Source organism: Adhaeribacter terreus (assembly GCF_042657365.1).
Classification (GTDB): Bacteria; Bacteroidota; Bacteroidia; order Cytophagales; family Hymenobacteraceae; genus Adhaeribacter_A; species Adhaeribacter_A terreus.
On the sequence record NZ_JBHSKT010000007.1, the window covers coordinates 130641 to 148463 of the forward strand.

At 45.2% G+C, this 17823-nt stretch carries 10 protein-coding genes; 2 read left to right on the forward strand and 8 right to left on the reverse strand.

Translation table 11 applies throughout. The features are described 5' to 3' along the window. Positions 1-42: 42 nt before the first annotated feature. The 4 genes from ACFPIB_RS12620 to ACFPIB_RS12635 all read right to left on the reverse strand — a co-directional run bounded on the left by ACFPIB_RS12620 (position 43) and on the right by ACFPIB_RS12635 (position 12028). Entirely contained in the window at positions 43-2754 is a 2712-nt protein-coding gene (locus tag ACFPIB_RS12620; RefSeq protein ID WP_378017820.1) for a T9SS type A sorting domain-containing protein, read from the reverse strand. Between the two features lie 650 nt (positions 2755-3404). Further along, the gene (locus ACFPIB_RS12625; protein WP_378017821.1) at positions 3405-6125 is read right to left on the reverse strand and encodes a T9SS type A sorting domain-containing protein; all 2721 of its coding nucleotides are present in this window, start codon (positions 6123-6125) and stop codon (positions 3405-3407) included. 706 nt (positions 6126-6831) lie between these two features. Next, positions 6832-9519 carry a T9SS type A sorting domain-containing protein gene (locus ACFPIB_RS12630; RefSeq protein ID WP_378017822.1) on the reverse strand — a complete coding sequence of 896 codons (2688 nt, stop codon included), beginning with the start codon at positions 9517-9519 and terminating at the stop codon, positions 6832-6834. Between the two features lie 673 nt (positions 9520-10192). Beyond that, positions 10193-12028, reverse strand: coding sequence for a T9SS type A sorting domain-containing protein (locus ACFPIB_RS12635; RefSeq protein WP_378017823.1), 1836 nt, complete (start codon positions 12026-12028; stop codon positions 10193-10195). Between the two features lie 637 nt (positions 12029-12665). On the opposite strand from ACFPIB_RS12635, the gene atpD reads away from it, so the two are divergent. Then, entirely contained in the window at positions 12666-14171 is a 1506-nt protein-coding gene (gene atpD / locus ACFPIB_RS12640; protein ID WP_378017824.1) for a F0F1 ATP synthase subunit beta, read from the forward strand. A gap of 91 nt (positions 14172-14262) precedes the next feature. Continuing rightward, a complete protein-coding gene (gene atpC, locus ACFPIB_RS12645) occupies positions 14263-14508 on the forward strand; it encodes an ATP synthase F1 subunit epsilon (protein WP_378017825.1) in 246 nt (81 codons plus the stop codon). Positions 14509-14618: 110 nt separating this feature from the next. On the opposite strand, the gene ACFPIB_RS12650 is transcribed toward atpC, so the two are convergent. Genes ACFPIB_RS12650 through ACFPIB_RS12665 form a run of 4 tightly spaced genes read right to left on the reverse strand, consistent with a single transcriptional unit; the run spans position 14619 to position 17445 of the window. Further along, positions 14619-14999, reverse strand: a complete 381-nt coding sequence (locus ACFPIB_RS12650) for a hypothetical protein (RefSeq protein ID WP_378017826.1) — start codon at positions 14997-14999, stop codon at positions 14619-14621. A 21-nt stretch (positions 15000-15020) separates the two neighbouring features. Further along, positions 15021-16151 carry a DegT/DnrJ/EryC1/StrS family aminotransferase gene (locus ACFPIB_RS12655; RefSeq protein ID WP_378017827.1) on the reverse strand — a complete coding sequence of 377 codons (1131 nt, stop codon included), beginning with the start codon at positions 16149-16151 and terminating at the stop codon, positions 15021-15023. Then, a complete protein-coding gene (locus ACFPIB_RS12660; RefSeq protein ID WP_378017828.1) occupies positions 16135-16788 on the reverse strand; it encodes an acetyltransferase in 654 nt (217 codons plus the stop codon). The genes ACFPIB_RS12655 and ACFPIB_RS12660 overlap by 17 nt, the downstream gene beginning before the upstream one ends. 33 nt (positions 16789-16821) lie before the next feature. Beyond that, complete coding sequence (locus ACFPIB_RS12665) at positions 16822-17445, reverse strand: sugar transferase (RefSeq protein WP_378017829.1); 624 nt, start codon at positions 17443-17445, stop codon at positions 16822-16824. Positions 17446-17823: the final 378 nt, after the last annotated feature.

The window sequence follows — 17823 nt, forward strand, 5'->3', positions numbered from 1 at the left end:
AATTATTTCGGGGCTTTTTTCGGGTTTATGAAAAAACTATGGTTATTCAATTATCAATTTGCGGGTAGCCACATTTCCTTCAGAAGCGATCTTGAGGATGTAGATACCTTTAGCCGTACCATTCAGGTTCAGTTGGGTTGAACCGGAGTTGTTGGTTACGGTTTGCTGTTTTACCAGTTTACCGGTCAAATCCATTACTTCTACAGAGAAGTTACGAGTAGTAGTTGGTACTTTCAGGTTGAACAGGCCGTTAGACGGGTTCGGGAATACCACTACGTTGCTTTGCAGGATGTTCTCTTTTATACCGGTATAATGCGTTCTGATGATTTGAACGTTATCGATCAGGTTTGCGGTGCCGTTTCCATTGTCATAAGCTTCTTTCACGCTGCTTTCCAGGCCAACCTGAATGCCGCCTTTCTGCGCGAAAGGAGTCAGATCTACGGTAATAGTATCCCAGGCAGGTGTGGTGCCCGCTGCGTAACCGCCAAATGGTGGTCTGTAAGTAGGGCCAACCTGTTTCCCGTTTACCGTGATGCGGAAATTGGTGTTTAAGTGGGTTGCCTTGTAAAGTTGTTTCAGGTTCAGGGTCATTTTAATGGAATCGTAACCAATGTTGGTTGGGCCTAAGCAAACATAAACTCCCCCGAAGTTATCTGAATTGTTATTCCATGGGTCAATAATACCTGCCGGAATTACCCATTTCGGATCGTCGATACCGTCCATGATCAGGCCTTTGCCGGTTCCGTTACCTGCGCCGGAAATTTCGGATATGGTAGCTTTAGCATTGGTAATGGTGCGGGCCGCAGTCATGCTGGTTGGTGGCGTTTCAAAATCGAGGGTAACCGGCGTGCCGCTGAATAATGCGTTTGTTACATTATAAACAATGTTGTTGTTCACCATTTCCGGATCTGTTCCTGCGTTATTTACAATGCGCACTTCAATAGAATGCGGGCCGGCAGCTGATAAGTCGGCGCTTTGCGTGAAGGTGAATTTTCTTGGTGAATCTGGCATTAAAGTTGGGCCGGTAGCAGGAGTAGACCAGCCGCCGCCATCTACCCGGAATTGCAGGTGATAATTGCTTACGGCAATGCTGCCCAGGTTCTCGATCATCACTTCCACTTTTTCGTTGGTGCCAAAACCGCAAACCTGGGTTAGAGGAATGAAGGAGTTAATGGAGAGGTTGTTGGTGTTGTCGCCGATTCTTACATCATCGAAAGCAAAGCCGTCGTAAGTGGTATATGGGTCTGAGCCAAACGCCACGCGCAGCATTACGGCCGACTGGCCGGCTAAACCGGTAAGTTTGTGTTTTACTTTTACCCAGCCGTTACTGCCCGGAGGTGTTGTGTTCCAGCCTGCGCCGCCTGACCAGCCTTGTTGCTGACCACCCGGATTTCCGTAAATAGTGCTGGAGTTATACCAGTTATTTGGCTGCCCCATTGCTCCAATAGTTTGCCAGGTAGCGCCGCCGTTTATTGAAGACTGAAGCACCGCTCCATCATAACCCGCTTCAGAAGCCCACCAAACTTTCATTTCGAAATCAGGGTCGCCGCCGGTTAAGCCCGAGAAGTTAAAGCAAGGGCCCATTACATACGAGTTTTCGCTGGTATTATAGGTACCGGTAAGGCTGGTTACCCAGGCATTTACGCCGGAAGAAGCGCCCTGAATAATTTGCTTAGCCGGAGTTCCCAATGCCCAGGAAGAACTTGCACCGCCCGAGCGCCAGCCGCCATTGCCATTTTCGAAATTCTGGCTGTAAGGGAAAGAAGAAATTACCGGTACCGAAGTAACAATAATGGTCTGTGTGTTATTGCTTGGGTCGCCATCGCCGGTTAGCATGGTGCTGGCAGAAAAGTTATAAGAACCAGGTGTTGACAAGTTCGCTTTTTGGGTGAAGCAATACGTGTATGAAGCAAGCGGCGCAATAGTAGCCGTTACAGTTTCTACTACCGGTGCATTAGTTCCAATCTGGTAGCTAACCTGGAAGTTAGATTGCGCGGCAATACCTTTATTGGTAATGGTTACGCAAACATTTTCGGCCGCCGATAAAGCACATCCGGAAGTCGGAGAAGTAACAGTAGTTAACTGCAGGTCAAGCGAAGGCGTTTCTAAAATGGTAACATCATCGAAGGCAAAACCATCGTAATTATTCACGCTGCCATCGGAGCCAAAAGCAATACGCAAACGCACATTTGCCTGGCCTCCTAAACCGGTAAGAGCATGTTTCGCTAACACCCAGCCGCCACTGCCGCCAGGAGGAAACGATGTAGGGCCACCGGCCCAACCTACAGACTGACCGCCAACGCGGTTATCCAGAGAGTTGTCGGTGTACCAGTTATTCGGGTCGCCAAAGGCACCAACTACTTGCCAGGTAGCGCCGTTGTCTATAGAAGACTGCAGTACAGTTCCGTCCCAACTGAATTCAGAGTTCCAGAAAATTTTGGCCTGGAAAATTGGCTGTACCAATGAGGTAAAGTTAAAGCACGGGCTCATTACATACGAATCTTCGCTGTTGTTGTAATTTCCGCTCAGGTTTGTTACCCAGGCATTGGGAATGGAAGCAGCCGCGCTTATGCCCGATTTAGAAGGAACGCCCAAAGCCCAGCTTGAATTTGAGCCGCCAGCGGTCCAGCTACCGGCACCGGAATCGAAGTTCTGAAAGTAGGGGAAAGTGGAAATAGTAGTTGTACAGGTCTGTGCCCAGGCCTGGCCTACCAATATCCACATAAACAGGGAAATTGGTATCAGTTTTTTCATGCGTAATTGGTTTATAAGGTGGGATAAAGTGATGTTAGGTCGCTAAATTTATATATAAATATAGTATTTTCAAATATTAATAAACCCCAGTAATTCAGGAAATTATGTAGCTCAATTTTGAGTGTATTTTAAATTGTATTTTACGAATGGGGTGATTTGTGCAAATTGTTGAAAAACAGTAAAATAATGCTTTGTTGCGCTTTAAATGCATGCATGTTATAAGTCTTTTGAAAGCTGTTTTTGTACTCTAAACTATTAGCTCTTGTTTAAATATTTTTCGGACCTGAAAAAGTGTTGCGGAAAAAATGTTGGGTTTACAGGTAACAGCGTTTTGCTGCGGTTTTCAGGAGAGGTTTTATGGAAAATGTGGCTTTGTAAATTTTGTTAATAGACTGGGTTTGGGCGTGATTTATAAACTTTTTTGCTTGAGCTTCACAGATTGTATCAAGACTTTTAAAGCCTGATTTCCTACCGTTTTCAGTAAGTTATTTCCCTGATATTTTGTTGAAAATGGAGAATTACTTTTTACACCAGAAAGCATAGCGTTTTGACTTTTGAGACCTAAAAACATAGCGTTTTTCAATAGGCTATAAAAAAAAAGTCCCGCCAGATAGCCAGCGGGACTTTTTTAAGCAAAAACGATAGCGTTTTTATTCTACGATCAGTTTACGGGTAGCCACATTTCCTTCAGAAGCAATTTTAAGGATGTAGATACCTTTAGCCGTACCGTTCAGATTTAATTGGGTAGTTCCGGAGTTGTTGGTAACGGTTTGCTGTTTTACCAGTTTACCGGTCAGGTCCGTTACTTCTACTGAGTAGTTACGGGTTGTAGTTGGTACTTTCAGGTTGAACAGGCCGTTAGACGGGTTCGGGAATACTACTACGTTGTTTTGCAGATAGTTTTCGGAGATACCTACGCAAGTGGAGCATGCAACGCGTACGATCTGGATATTGTCGATCACGTTGGCAGTACCGTTGCCGTTAGCATATTCTTCTTTCACGTTGCTTTCCAGGCCAATCTGAATGCTGCCTTTGTTTTTGTAAGGAGTCAGATTAACTTTAATGGTTTTCCAGGGAGCCGTTGTGCCGGTTGGGTAGCCACCAAAAGGAGGCCAGTAATTCTGGCCAACCTGATTACCGTTTACTGTAACGCGGAAGTTTGTGTTGAACATGGAAGCTTTATAAAGCTGTTTCAGGTCGAAAGTAAGGATCAGGGAATCTGAGCCAATATTAGTAGGCGTAAGGCAAATATAAACAGCCGAGAAGTTATCTGCGTTCTTTATCCATGGATCAAGATTGCTCGCCGGAGCTATCCATTTAGAATTGTCTATCCCGTCCATGACCAAGCCTTTGCCGGTTCCGTTACCAGCGCCGGTAATTTCGTTTATGGAAGATTTAGCATTGGTGATAATGCGCGCGGCATTCATACTGGTCGGCGGGGTTTCGAAATCGAGTGTAATCGGTATGGTGTTGAACAAGGTGTTGGTTACATTATATATAACGGTGTTGTTAGCCATTTCCGGATCTATTCCAACATTGGTTACAATGCGAACTTCAATACTATGCGGGCCGGCAGCCGAGAGGTTTGCAGTTTGAGTAAAGGTGAAATTTGTTGGAGTATTCGGCATTAAATTATTGCCGGTAGCAGGAGCTGACCAGGCGCCGCCATCAACTCTGAATTGCAGGTGGAAATTGCTTATGGGAATGGCGCCCAGGTTCTCGATTATTACTTCAACTTTTTCGGTGGCGCCGAAACCGCAAGACTGCATAAGCGGCACAAAAGAATTAATAGCCAGATTATTAGTATTGTCAACAATGCGTACATCGTCGAAGGCAAAACCATCATAAGCTAACCAGTTATTGGAGCCAAAGGCAACGCGCAACAATACGTCCGGCTGTCCGGCTAAACCGGTAAGTCTGTGTTTTACATTCACCCAGCCACCGCTGCCCGGAGGGGTGGCAGTACCGCCTGCTCCGCCAGTCCAGCCTTGCTGCTGACCACCCGGATTACCGGAGATGGTGCTGGAGTTATACCAGTTATTAGGTTGCCCCATGGTACCAATGGTTTGCCAGGTGGCGCCTCCATCTATAGAAGATTGTAGCACCGCACCCGCTAAACCAGCTTCCGAAGCCCACCAAACTTTCATTTCAAAGTCAGGATCGCCGATGGATAAGCCCGCGAAGTTAAAGCAAGGGCCTATTACATAGGAATTTTCGCTGGTATTATAAGTGCCGGTAAGGTTGGTTACCCAGGCATTTACGCCCGATGAAGCGCCCTGAATAATTTGCTTCGCCGGGGTGCCCAATGCCCAGGAAGAGTTTGTGCCGCCAGAGCGCCAGCCGCCATTGCCATTTTCGAAATTCTGGCTGTAAGGGAAAGTAGAAATAATCGGAACGGAAGTAACAGTTCTGGTTGCCGAATTATTGGTTGGGTCGCCATCGCCGGGTAGCAAGGTGGTTGCCGTAATGGTATAAGTGGTAGGCGTAGCTAAGTTCGCTTTTTGCGTGAAGCAATAGGTGTAAGTGCTAAGTGGTGGAATGGTAGCCGTTACAGTTTCGGTAATTACCGGTCCATTGCCGATCTGGTAACTAACCGGGAAGTTGGTTTGCGCGGCTATGCCTTTGTTGGTAATGGTTACGCAAACGTTTTCGGCCGCCGATAAAGCACAGCTGGAAACTGGCGAGGTGAAGGCCGTTAATTCTAAATCTAAAGAAGGAGTTTCCATCACAGAAACGTCGTCAAAAGCAAAGCCTTCGTAGGTAGAACTGACATCGGAACCAAATGCAATGCGCAGTCTAACGTTGGCCTGACCGCCTAAACCCGTAAGGGCATGTTTTGCTAATACCCAGCCACCGCTGCCGGTGGTGCCGCTTCCGCTCCAGCCAATAGACTGGCCACCCGGAGATCCACCGATGTTGCTGGAGTTATACCAGTTATTTGGGGCACCAAAAGTACCAACCACTTGCCAGGTAGCGCCATTGTCGATAGAAGATTGCAGTACGGTGCCATCCCAGCCTGATTCGCTGTTCCACCAGATTTTGGCCAGGAAAATAGGCTGAATCAGGTTGGTAAAGTTGAAACACGGACTTTGCACGTATGAAGCTTCATTGTTATTATAATTTCCGCTCAGGTTGGTAACCCAGGCATTCGGCGGCGATGCAGCCGAATTGATAACAGCACCAATAGGAATACCCATAGCCCAGGAATTTGCTCCTGAAGCTCCCGGAAGTGAGCCACTGACCCAGCCACCTGCATTGGAATCGAAGTTCTGGAAGTAGGGGAAAGTGGAAATAGTAGTTGTACAGGTCTGTGCCCAGGCTTGCCCGATCAGTATACACAAAAGCAGTGAAAGCGGTAATATTTTTTTCATGTGCAATAGGTTTATAAGGTAGGATAAAGTGATGTTAGGCTGTTGAATTTATTTATAAATATAGAATTTTAAAATATTAATAAATCTCAGTTATTCAGGAAATTATGCGATTCAGCATTGGGTGTGTTTTAAATTGTATTTTACGAATGGGGTGATTTGTGTAAATTGTTGAAAAACAGTAAAATAATGCTTTGTTGGACTTTAAATGCACTCATGTTATAAGGCTCTTGAAAGCGGATTTTGTATTGTAAGCTATTGGTTGTTTTTAAAATATTTTTCGACCCTGAAGAAGTGTTGCGAGAAAATTGTTGGGTTTACAGGTAACAGCGTTTTGCTGCGGTTTTCAGGAGAGGTTTTATGGAAAATATTGCTCCGGTAAGTTTTGTTTATAGTTGGGGCTTGGATGCGTTTTGTAAACCTTTTTGCTTGAGCTTCACAGATTGTATCAGGACTTTTAAAGCCTGATTTTCTACCGTTTTTCGTAGGTTATTCCCCTGATATTATATTGGAAAGAGAGATTTACTTTTTACACCAGAAAGCATAGCGTTTTTCACGTCCTGTCATCCAGAGCGCTAGCGAAGGACCTTGATGGCGAACAGCAGTTTTTCAGGCTAAAAGCATACCATTTTTCTTTCGGTTATAAACAAAAAAAAAGTCCCGCCGGATACCCAGCGGGACTTTTTTAAGCAAAAACGATAGCGTTTTGTTATTCTACGATCAGTTTACGGGTAGCCACATTTCCTTCAGAAGCAATTTTAAGGATGTAGATACCTTTAGCCGTACCGTTCAGATTTAATTGCGTTGTGCCGGAGTTGTTGGTTACGGTTTGCTGTTTTACCAGTTTACCGGTCAAATCCGTTACTTCTACAGAGTAGTTACGGGTTGTAGTTGGTACTTTCAGGTTGAACAAGCTATTAGACGGGTTCGGGAATACCACTACGTTGTTTTGCAGGATGTTCTCTTTTATACCTTCTATAAAAGCAATGCGCTGTACTTCAATGTTGTCGATCACGTTGGCAGTACCATTGGTATTATCGAAACCTTCTTTCACGCTGCTTTCCAAACCGATCTGAATACCACCTTTGTTTTTATATGGCGTTAGGTCGATTACGATGGTTTGCCATGAAGCAGGAGTAGTGGCCGAATAACCGCCGAAAGGAGGTCTGAAGGTCTGGCCGATCTGGTTGCCGTTCACCGTTACGCGGAAGTTGGTATTGTAGTGCGTAGTTTTATAGAACTGTTTCAGATCGAAGGTTAAACGCAGGGAATCCTGACCGATATTGGTTGGACCCAAGCAAATGTAAACCGCCGAGAAGTTATCGTTGTTGTTCGCCCAAGGGTCTAAAATACCAACCGGAATTACCCAGCTCGGATCAGCTACACCGTCCATGATCAGGCCTTTACCGGTTCCGTTACCAGTTCCGGCCATTTCCGTAATTGCAGATTTGGTTTTTGTAATGGTGCGGGCTGCAGAAACACTGGTTGACGGGGTTTCGAAATCGAGGGTAACAGGCAGGCCGGTGTAAAGTGCGTTGGTTACATTGTAAACAATGGAATTGTTGGCCGGTTCCGGATCTACACCCTGCGTATTGGCGATCTCCACTTCAATGCTGTGCGGACCTGGCGTAGATAAATCAGCGCCCTGGGTAAACGTATATTTCAGCGGTGAATCTGGTGCTAATTGCGGTGTAGCAGTGCCATTCACCCAAGAGCCGCCATCTACCCGGAATCTCATCTGGTAAGAAGTAATATTTACGCCGCCCAGGTTTTCGATCTCTACCTGTACTTTTTCGTTGGTTCCGAAACCGCAAACCTGAATAAGTGGCGTGAAGGTGTTTATAGATAAGTTATGTGAATTATCCCCTATGCGAATGTCATCGAAAGCAAAACCGTCGTAATCGCCGTAAGAATCGGAGGCAAAAGCTACGCGCAGCAATACTGCAGACTGGCCGGCTAAACCGTTAAGTTTATGTTTCACTTTTACCCAGCCGTTGCTGCTGGTACCTCCGGTGCCGCTCCAGCCAACAGCCTGCCCGCCCGGATTTCCCCAGATATTGCTGTTATTGAACCAGTTATTTGGCTGGCCAACCGCACCTACGTTTTGCCATGTTGTGCCGCCGTTTGTGGAGTATTGCAATACGGCACCATCCCAGCCCTGTTCAGAGCTCCACCAGGCTTTCATTTCAAAATCAGGGTCGCCGGTTAAGCCAGAGAAGTTAAAGCACGGGCTCATTACGTACGAATTTTCGCTGGTATTATAAGTGCCGGTAAGGTTGGTTACCCAGGCATTTACGCCCGATGAAGCTCCCTGAATAACTTGTTTTGCGGGCGTGCCAAAAGCCCAGGAAGAACTTGTACCGCCAGAGCGCCAGCCGCCATTGCCATTTTCGAAATTCTGGCTGTAAGGGAAAGTAGAAATTACCGGAACGGAAGTAACAGTTCTGGTTGCGGAATTATTGGTTGGGTCGCCATCGCCGGGTAGCATAGTGGTTGCCGTAATGGTATAAGTGGCAGGAATAGACAAGTTCGCTTTTTGCGTGAAGCAATAGGTGTAAGTGCCAAGTGGTGGAATGGTAGCGGTTACAGTTTCGGTAACTACCGGTCCACTGCCGATCTGGTAACTAACCGGGAAGTTGGTTTGCGCAGCTATGCCTTTATTGGTAATGGTTACGCAAACGTTTTCAGCAGCGCTTAAAGAGCAACCTGAATTTGGGGCTGTAAAAGTAGTTAATTCCAGATCCAGGGTAGGCGTTTCAATTATAGAAACGTCGTCGAAAGCAAAACCGTCGTAGTTAATAATGCCATCGGCGGCAAAAGCGATCCGGAGTCTAACGTTCGGCTGGCCGCCTAAGCCTGTAAGTACATGTTTGGCTAATACATAGCCGCCGCTGGATGAGGTTGAAGTTCCGGCCCAGCCTTGTTGCTGGCCACCCGGCCCCGGGCTATTGAAAAAGGAGCTGGTATTGTACCAGTTATTCGGATCGCCGAATGCGCCTACAGTTTGCCAAGATGTGCCGTTATTAATGGAAGATTGCAAAACAGCCCCGTCCCAGCCGGTTTCGCTGTTCCACCAGATTTTGGCCTGAAAAATAGGCTGCACCAAAGTAGAAAAGTTAAAACAAGGGCTCGTAACCTGCGAAACTTCATCGCCGTTGTAGGTGCCGGTAAGGCTGGTAACCCAGGCCTTGGTGCCGGAAGCAGCGCCGGTGATCACTGGTTTGGCCGGCGTTCCCCAGGCCCAGGTGGAAAATGAGCCGCCAGCGGTCCAGTTCCCATTGTTGGCTTCAAAGTTTTCGAAATAAGGAAAGGTAGTAATGGGAGTGGTACAGGCTTGCCCCCAGGCCTGCCCTGCAAGCATCCACATAAACAGTGAAAATGGTATTAACTTTTTCATGCGTAGTAGGTTTAAAGTGATGTTATCTGGCTAAATTTATAAATTTAATTGGTGTTGTCAAATTTAAATAACATACTGTTGCAGTGCCTGAGGTTTCCTCCTGGAAACTGTGGGTTTAAAGTTGGGTTTTTGAAATACTGTTACATATTTAAATACCTGAAAAATAAGATAATAATGCTTTGTTTGGCTGGAAATGCCTTTATGTTACACAGTGCCTGGAACTCGTATTTGTACTGTGGTAAAACTGTTGTTAATAAAATTCACACTTCCGGAATAAAAGTGTTGTACTGAACTTGTAAAGTCTGGAGATAACAGTAGTTCGGTAATGTTGTATTAGCGAATTATAAACCTGTTCAGAAATAAGAATGAACCTGAAAATCTCCGAAAATGAAATGCTTGAATAAAGAAGTACGATAAGTTGGTTGAATAGTTACCTTATTATTTCAGGACTTTTGAACCATAATTTCCTGCCGTTTTCGGTAAGCTTTTCCTTTGATATTATATTGGAAACAGAGATTTACTTTTTACGCCTGAAAGCATAGCGTTTTTACTTTTTTAGCCCGAAAGCATAGCGTTTTTCTTTCGGCTTTAATCAAAAAAAAAAGCCCCCGGAATTTTCCGAGGGCATTTGAGTTTTAGTATCTGAAACGATAGCGTTTTAAGCCAAGGTGTTTTATTCTACGATCAGTTTGCGGGTTGCTACATTTCCTTCAGAAGCGATCTTCAGGATATAGATACCTTTAGCCGTACCGTTCAGGTTTAATTGAGTAGTACCTGCGTTGTTGGTTACGGTTTGCAGTTTTACCAGTTTGCCGGTCAAGTCCATCACTTCTACAGAGTAGTTGCGGGTTGTAGTTGGTACTTTCAAGTTAAACAGGCCGTTAGACGGGTTCGGGAATACTACTACGTTGCTTTGCAGGATGTTCTCTTTTACGCCACTTACAAAAGCAACGCGTTCCACTAAAATATTATCCATTACGTTGGCAGTACCGTTTCCATTGGCATAAGCCTCTTTCACGCTGCTTTCCAGACCGATTTGAATGCCGCCTCTGTTTTTGTATGGAGTAAGGTCAACCACAACTTTTTTCCAAGGAACGCCAGCAGCGCCGTAACCAGCGAAAGGAGGGTTTAAGGTATTATCTTTTACGCCATCTACCAGCACATCTACCTGTTTGCCGTTTACCGTAACGCGGAAGTTGGTGTTGTAAGCGGAGGCTTTATAGAATTGTTTCAGATCGAGGGTTAAACGCAGGGAATCCGGGCCGATATTGGTTGGGCCAAGGCAGATGTAAACCGCCGAGAAAAAGTCAGGGTTGTTTTCCCAGGCATTGGTTAAACCAACCGGAACAACCCATTTCGGATTGTCAACACCATCCATGATCAAGCCTTTGGTAGCCGTTGTACCAAAGCCAGTGCCCGAAACTTCAGCAATAGCAGAATTTGGTCTTGTAATGGTGCGGGCAGAAGCAATGCTGGTTGGTGGCGTTTCGAAATCGAGGTTAACCGGGAAGTTAGAGTAAAGGGCGTTGGTAACGTTGTAAACAATGTTGTTGTTCAGCGGTTCCGGATCGGTGCCCTGGTTGTTGGTAACTCTTACTTCAATAGCATATGCACCGGCAGCAGTAAGGTCGGCAGGTTGGTTGGTGAAAATATACGGTACCTGGGTGTCTGGCTGCAGGGTAGGGCCGGCCGGACCAGTGATCCAATTGCCTACGCTTCCGCTAGGGTTGGTAATACGGTATTCTACGGTGTAGTTAGAAACGGCTACGCTGCCTAAGTTTTCCAGAATTACTTCCACTTTTTCGGCTGGGCCAAAACCGCAGATCTGCGTAAGCGGCACAAAAGAAGAAATAGCCAGGTTGTTGGTGTTATCGCCAATGCGGATGTCATCGAAAGCAACGCCGTCATAACTATTTACGCTACCATCGGAACCGAAAGCAATACGTAATCTTACGTTTGCCTGACCGCCTAAATTATTGAGTTTGTGTTTCGCTTTCACCCAGCCGCCGCTGCCATTGGCGCCAGCGCCAGACCAGCCAATTTGCTGTCCGCCAGGGTTTCCGCTAATTGTATTGTCGTTGTACCAGAAATTCGGGTCGCTTAAAGCACCAACATTCTGCCACGATGTACCATTGTTTATAGAAGATTGCAGTACCGCGCCATCCCAGCTGAATTCGGAATTCCACCAGATTTTCATTTCGAAATCCGGGTCGCCGGTTAAAGCAGAAAAGTTAAAGCACGGGCTTAATACAAACGAGTTTTCGCTGTTGTTGTAGTTTCCGGTAGGGTTTGTGATCCAGGCTTGAGTACCGGAAGATGCGCCCTGAATTACCGTTCCGGCCGGAGTACCTAAGGCCCAGGAAGAATTGGTTCCTCCGCTGGTCCAGCCGCCGGCGCCATTTTCAAAATTCTGACTGTAAGGAAATGTGTTGATGGTGGTGGTGCAGGTTTGTGCTTGCGCCAGGCTGCCCATTGCCATCATGCCTAAAAGAAAGTAAAGTTTTTTCATAAAAGTAAAGGTGATAGTGCAATAAATAGATTTCGTAAAATTAAAAAAAATATTCAAATAACCTAAAAAATAGTTATGAATTTACCTGGTTTCAAAACATGAAATCAATCAGATTTTTGCGGGTATAATCTAATTCTAATATCCTTTCTGTAAATTGGGATTCAACACTATTTAGCTTGTAAGTTTTTGTAAGTTAATTGTTTATAGTTTTATGGCTGAAATTATTAAAAAGTTTCGGATATTGAAAAACTAAAATATTAAACTTAGTAAATGTTCCAGAACAGAAGTTTGTTTTCAGGGTGTGAGCAAGCGAATTAAAATTCGGATAGCTTTAAAACCTTTCAGCTTCCACTTTTTTGGTTTAAAACCCTACCGTTTTTTCTGCCTGCGAAGCGGTTTTATGTTGTTCATTTGTAATGCTTTAAACTAATTTATTGCGGAAATGTTCAGGGCCTTTTTTTATTGTTGCAGCTTTTAAGAACGGTCAATTACGCAGAAATTTCTGGTTCGAAGGGCATTTGGTAGAAATGTTCAGAAACTTTTAAAAACTATCGGTTTGAAATTCGGGAAATAAGCATTAGTTTTGCGGCCTGAAAGAATACTGTTCTTACATACTTTATATTATATAGTAAAACACATGGCAAATATTGGCAGGATTACCCAGGTTATCGGTCCGGTAGTGGACGTTAGCTTCTCTGGTGAATCATCAAAGTTACCAAACATCCTCGATGCGCTTGAGGTAATCAAAGAAAACGGCCAGCGGATCATTCTGGAAGTGCAGCAGCACTTGGGCGAAGACCGCGTTCGGACCATTTCCATGGACTCTACCGAAGGTCTGACCCGCGGCACACAGGTGAACGACCTGGAAGGCCCGATCACGATGCCAACCGGCGATGCTATTAAAGGCCGTCTGTTCAACGTAATTGGTGAAGCGATCGATGGTATTGCCCAGCCGGTAGCAACCAAACGTTTGCCAATTCACCGCGCTGCGCCGCGTTTCGAAGACCTGGCAACTTCTTCCGAGATCCTTTATACTGGTATTAAAGTTATCGACTTACTTGCTCCTTATGTAAAAGGTGGTAAAATTGGTCTTTTCGGTGGTGCCGGTGTAGGTAAAACTGTATTGATCATGGAGCTGGTAAACAACATTGCAAAGGCTTACTCAGGTCTTTCAGTGTTTGCCGGTGTAGGTGAGCGTACCCGCGAAGGAAACGACTTACTGCGCGAATTCTTAGAATCTGATATCATCCGTTACGGCGAAGAGTTTAAGCACTCTATGGAAGCCGGTGGCTGGGATCTGACAAAAGTAGATCAGAAAGAACTGGAAAAATCACAAGCAACCCTAGTGTTCGGTCAGATGAACGAGCCTCCTGGGGCACGTGCTCGTGTGGCTTTATCTGGTCTTACCATTGCTGAAAACTTCCGTGATGGCGATGGCGAAGGTGCTGGTCGTGATATCCTTTTCTTCATCGACAACATTTTCCGCTTTACGCAGGCAGGTGCTGAAGTATCGGCTCTTTTAGGTCGTATGCCATCGGCGGTAGGTTACCAGCCAACACTGGCAACAGAAATGGGTGCTATGCAGGAGCGTATTACTTCTACCAAGCGTGGTTCCATTACTTCCGTACAGGCCGTTTACGTACCTGCGGATGACTTGACTGACCCGGCTCCGGCTACAACGTTTGCTCACTTAGATGCAACAACCGTACTTTCCCGTAAAATTGCCGAGTTAGGTATCTATCCTGCAGTAGACCCTCTGGATTCTACTTCCCGCATTCTTTCTGTTGATGTTCTGGGTGCTGATCACTACAACACTGCTCAGCGTGTAAAAGAGATTCTACAACGTTACAAAGAACTTCAGGATATCATCGCCATTCTTGGTATGGACGAACTTTCTGAAGAAGATAAGCTGGTTGTATCGCGTGCCCGTCGTGTGCAGCGTTTCTTATCGCAGCCATTCCACGTTGCGGAGCAGTTCACCGGTTTAGCTGGGGTTCTGGTAGATATCAAAGATACTATCAAAGGCTTCAACGAGATCATGGACGGTAAATACGATCACCTGCCAGAAGTTGCTTTCAACTTAGTAGGTTCTATTGAAGATGCCGTTGCCAAAGGTGAAAAACTGATGGCAGAAGCGAAATAAATTGTTTAGTTGTTGGTTGTTCGTTATTAGTTGTTGGGTTTCCTGATAAATAAAACGAACAACCACCAACCAGCAACTAACAACCATAATTATGCATTTAGAAATAATCACTCCGGATAAAAAGGTTTTCGAAGGCGAAGTTATCGGAGCTAAATTTCCGGGAACCAAAGGCTCTTTCGAAGTTCTGAATAACCACGCGCCACTGATCAGTACGCTGGAAAATGGTGAACTTCGGGTAACGACTACTTCAGGCTACCAATACTTCAACATAGATGGCGGAGTGGTAGAAGTGCTGAACAACAAAATTGTAGTTTTAGCCGAAGCCGTTCTGAGCTAAGCCTGAATATTACTTATATAAAAAAGCCTTTCTCTTAATCGGGAAAGGCTTTTTTGTGTTTAAAACAGTAGGGTTTTGGAGGGGAAAAGTAATAAAGGTGAATTATGTATCTAGTCTTCTTGCCAACAAGAAATGCAAAGTTTAATACAGCTATCAGCTAATTTCTTTAAACGTACGGGTTCAAACTCTAAATTACATTGATCTTTATAAGCATATAGAAACCAAATAGAGATTGCGTCTCTATTAATTTCTAATTTAAAGAGCTCTTCAGATTTTGAAATAATAATATCAGTGTAATAGGTTATAAAATCGAAGTAGGGATCGGTAATTTTTTCTTCCACTTCGTGTTGCCACAAATTAGGCCCATTTTTAAGCTCAACTTCAGAAAAGGGTATTCTTTCAGAAGGAGAAAGTGCTAAGATCTCAGAAATAGATTGATAAGTTTCAAAACTAGGTTCAAATATAATCTGAAGATTATAAAAATTCGCCATTACCTAACTTTTAGAAACACCTTAAATAAAAACCTTCTTCACTTCCTTTACAATTCTGGCCAGATCTTCTTCCTGTAAATCGCTACCCGAAGGCAGGCATAAACCATTCTGGAATAAATTCTCACTCACTTTTTCGCCATAAAAGGGTAGCGTTTTAAAGACCGGCTGCAAATGCAAAGGCTTCCAGAGTGGCCGACTTTCTATATTGCAGGTCTCTAAATGCAGGCGAATTTTTTCCGGCGAAACGCTACTGTTTTTAAGCGTAAAAGTGCTGAGCCAACGGTTACTGAAATGTCCGGTTGGTTCTTTTAGAAACTGTATTTCCTCTATCTGCTGAAACGCTTCCTGGTAAAAACTGAAATTCTCGCGGCGCTGTTTCACCCGTTTTTCCAACACCTCCAATTGTCCGCGGCCAATTCCAGCCGAAATGTTGCTGAGCCGGTAATTGTAGCCGATCTGCGAATGCTCGTAATGCGGCGCCGGATCTTTGGCCTGCATGGCTAAAAAACGCGCTTTCTCTACGTATTCTTTATTTTCCGAAACCAAGGCGCCGCCGCCTGAAGTAGTGATGATCTTGTTGCCGTTGAAAGAGAAAATGCCGATGTCGCCGAATTTACCCGCATTGCGTTTTTTGTAAGTTGATCCTAATGCTTCGGCTGCATCTTCAATTACCGGAATTTCAAAGTGACGGGCAATTTCCAGCAATTCATCCATTTTAGCTGGCATACCATACAAATGAACCAGAATAAGCGCTTTCGGCTTTTTACCTTTTTTGATCCGGTCCTGAATGGCTAGTTCCAGAAATTCCGGGCTCATATTCCAGGTTTCCGGTTCCGAATCTATAAAAACTGGTGTGGCTCTAAGGTAAACGATGGGATTAGCGGAAGCCGAAAAAGTGAACGAAGAACACAAAACTTCATCTTCGGGGCCAACGCCTAAGAGAATTAAAGCCAGGTGAATAGCTGCCGTTCCGGAAGAAAGTGCCACGGAATAAGCTGCACCCGTTTTATCGCAGAGTTCACGCTCGAAACCTTCAATGTTCGGGCCGGCCGGCGCTACAAAATTGTCTTCAAAAGCTTTATGAACGTAATTCAGCTCGTGGCCACCCATGTGTGGCGGCGATAAATATATGCGGTTAGGCAGGTGTTTCATGCGATTTTATGATGCGCGCCGGAAGTCCGGCGGCGGTGCAGTTGGCAGGCAGCGACCGGGTTACCACCGCGCCTGCACCAACAATAGAATTTTCCCCGACCTCAAGTAGCTGAATAACGGTGGCGTTGGTACCAATATAAACTCCCCGGTTCAGTTTAACGTTTCCGGCCAGGTTTATTGCATACATCAGCGAACAAAAATCGTCAACTTCTACATCGTGTGCCAGCGTGGATGCCGGGCTCACCTGTACGTGTTTTCCGATCTTTACGTTGGTGGTAATGACTACATTTTGCGCAATTACACTGCCTTCGCCAATTTCGCAGCGCTGGTAATCGCGCAGTTGCACAGAAGGGTGAATAAGGACAGGAAATTTGATGTTCGGATTTTCGATCTGCTCAAAGACCTTGCGCTTCCATTTGCTGTTGCCAATGCCAATTACCAGATGCAATTCCGAAGCAACGGCGTTCAATTCTTTGATCGAACCGAGGTACGGAAATCCGTCTATGGCCTTCGTGAAACGCTGTTCGTCGTAAAAACCGGTAATGTTCCACGTGGGCGCAGCTTCGTTTATCTGCTGAATAAGCAAGGCGATCTCTCTGCCCAAACCGCCGGCACCAAAAATAGCAATGTCTTTCATAGGCCAATCCGTGTGCTTACGAAGTTAAGGCTTTTAATCGGTTTTCGCAGGTTTTCCGCTTCCCCGGAATTTTTCCATGGTCGCCTGGCCTTCGGCGCTGGTTTCGTGGCTGCGGAATATTTTCAGAAATGTAAGCGCCAGAATTTTCAGATCGAGCCAAAGCGAAATGTTCTGCACGTAAAACAGATCGAGCCGGAAACGTTCTTCCCAGGTTTGCCGGTTGCGGCCATTTACCTGCGCCCAACCCGTAATGCCCGGTTTCACGTTGTGCCGCTGCATTTCTTCCACAGAATAAAGCTCCAGGTATTCAACCAGCAAAGGCCGCGGACCAACCAGACTCAGTTCGCCTTTCAACACATTAAAAAGTTGCGGCAATTCGTCTAAAGAAGTTTTCCGGATAAATTTCCCAAGCGTAGTAAGGCGTTCTGCATCGGGCAGTAAATTTCCGTTCGCGTCCTGTTTTTCGTTCATGGTCCGGAATTTATAAATGGTGAATATTTTCCCGTGCAAACCCGGCCGCTGCTGTTTGAAAAACACCTTGCCCTTGTTCCCGAAAAACGCTATCAGAATCACGATAAAAAGTACTGGCCACAACAAAATCAGCAGCAGTAAAGCCACGAAAAAGTCAAAAGTCGGTTTTATGAATTTCGGATACAAGTAAGGCAGATTTTAATTGTCGAAGGTAATCTTTCTGCATCAATTAAACCGAAAACGGTAGGGGAAATAGCCGAAAAAGTAGTGACAAGGCTTGACCTGTCCGCACATTATTGCGAAAAGTATTGCTTCATCCTGATTCAATCATAAAAGACTGCTCTTTCGGATCTATTGATCCGGAAGCGACCTGTTGCGGGTCTATTGACCCGCGTGTTTCTCACGTACGCCGATTGATAAATCCGTTGCAGGTAATATTCGGATAAAAATATCCAAAAAAGCAGTATAGCTTAAACCAATGAAAAACGGTAGGGAAAATGGTCTGAAAAGTCGAATTTAACTGTAGCTTTTTACTGGCAGATAAATTTCGCAACTTTGCTTTTC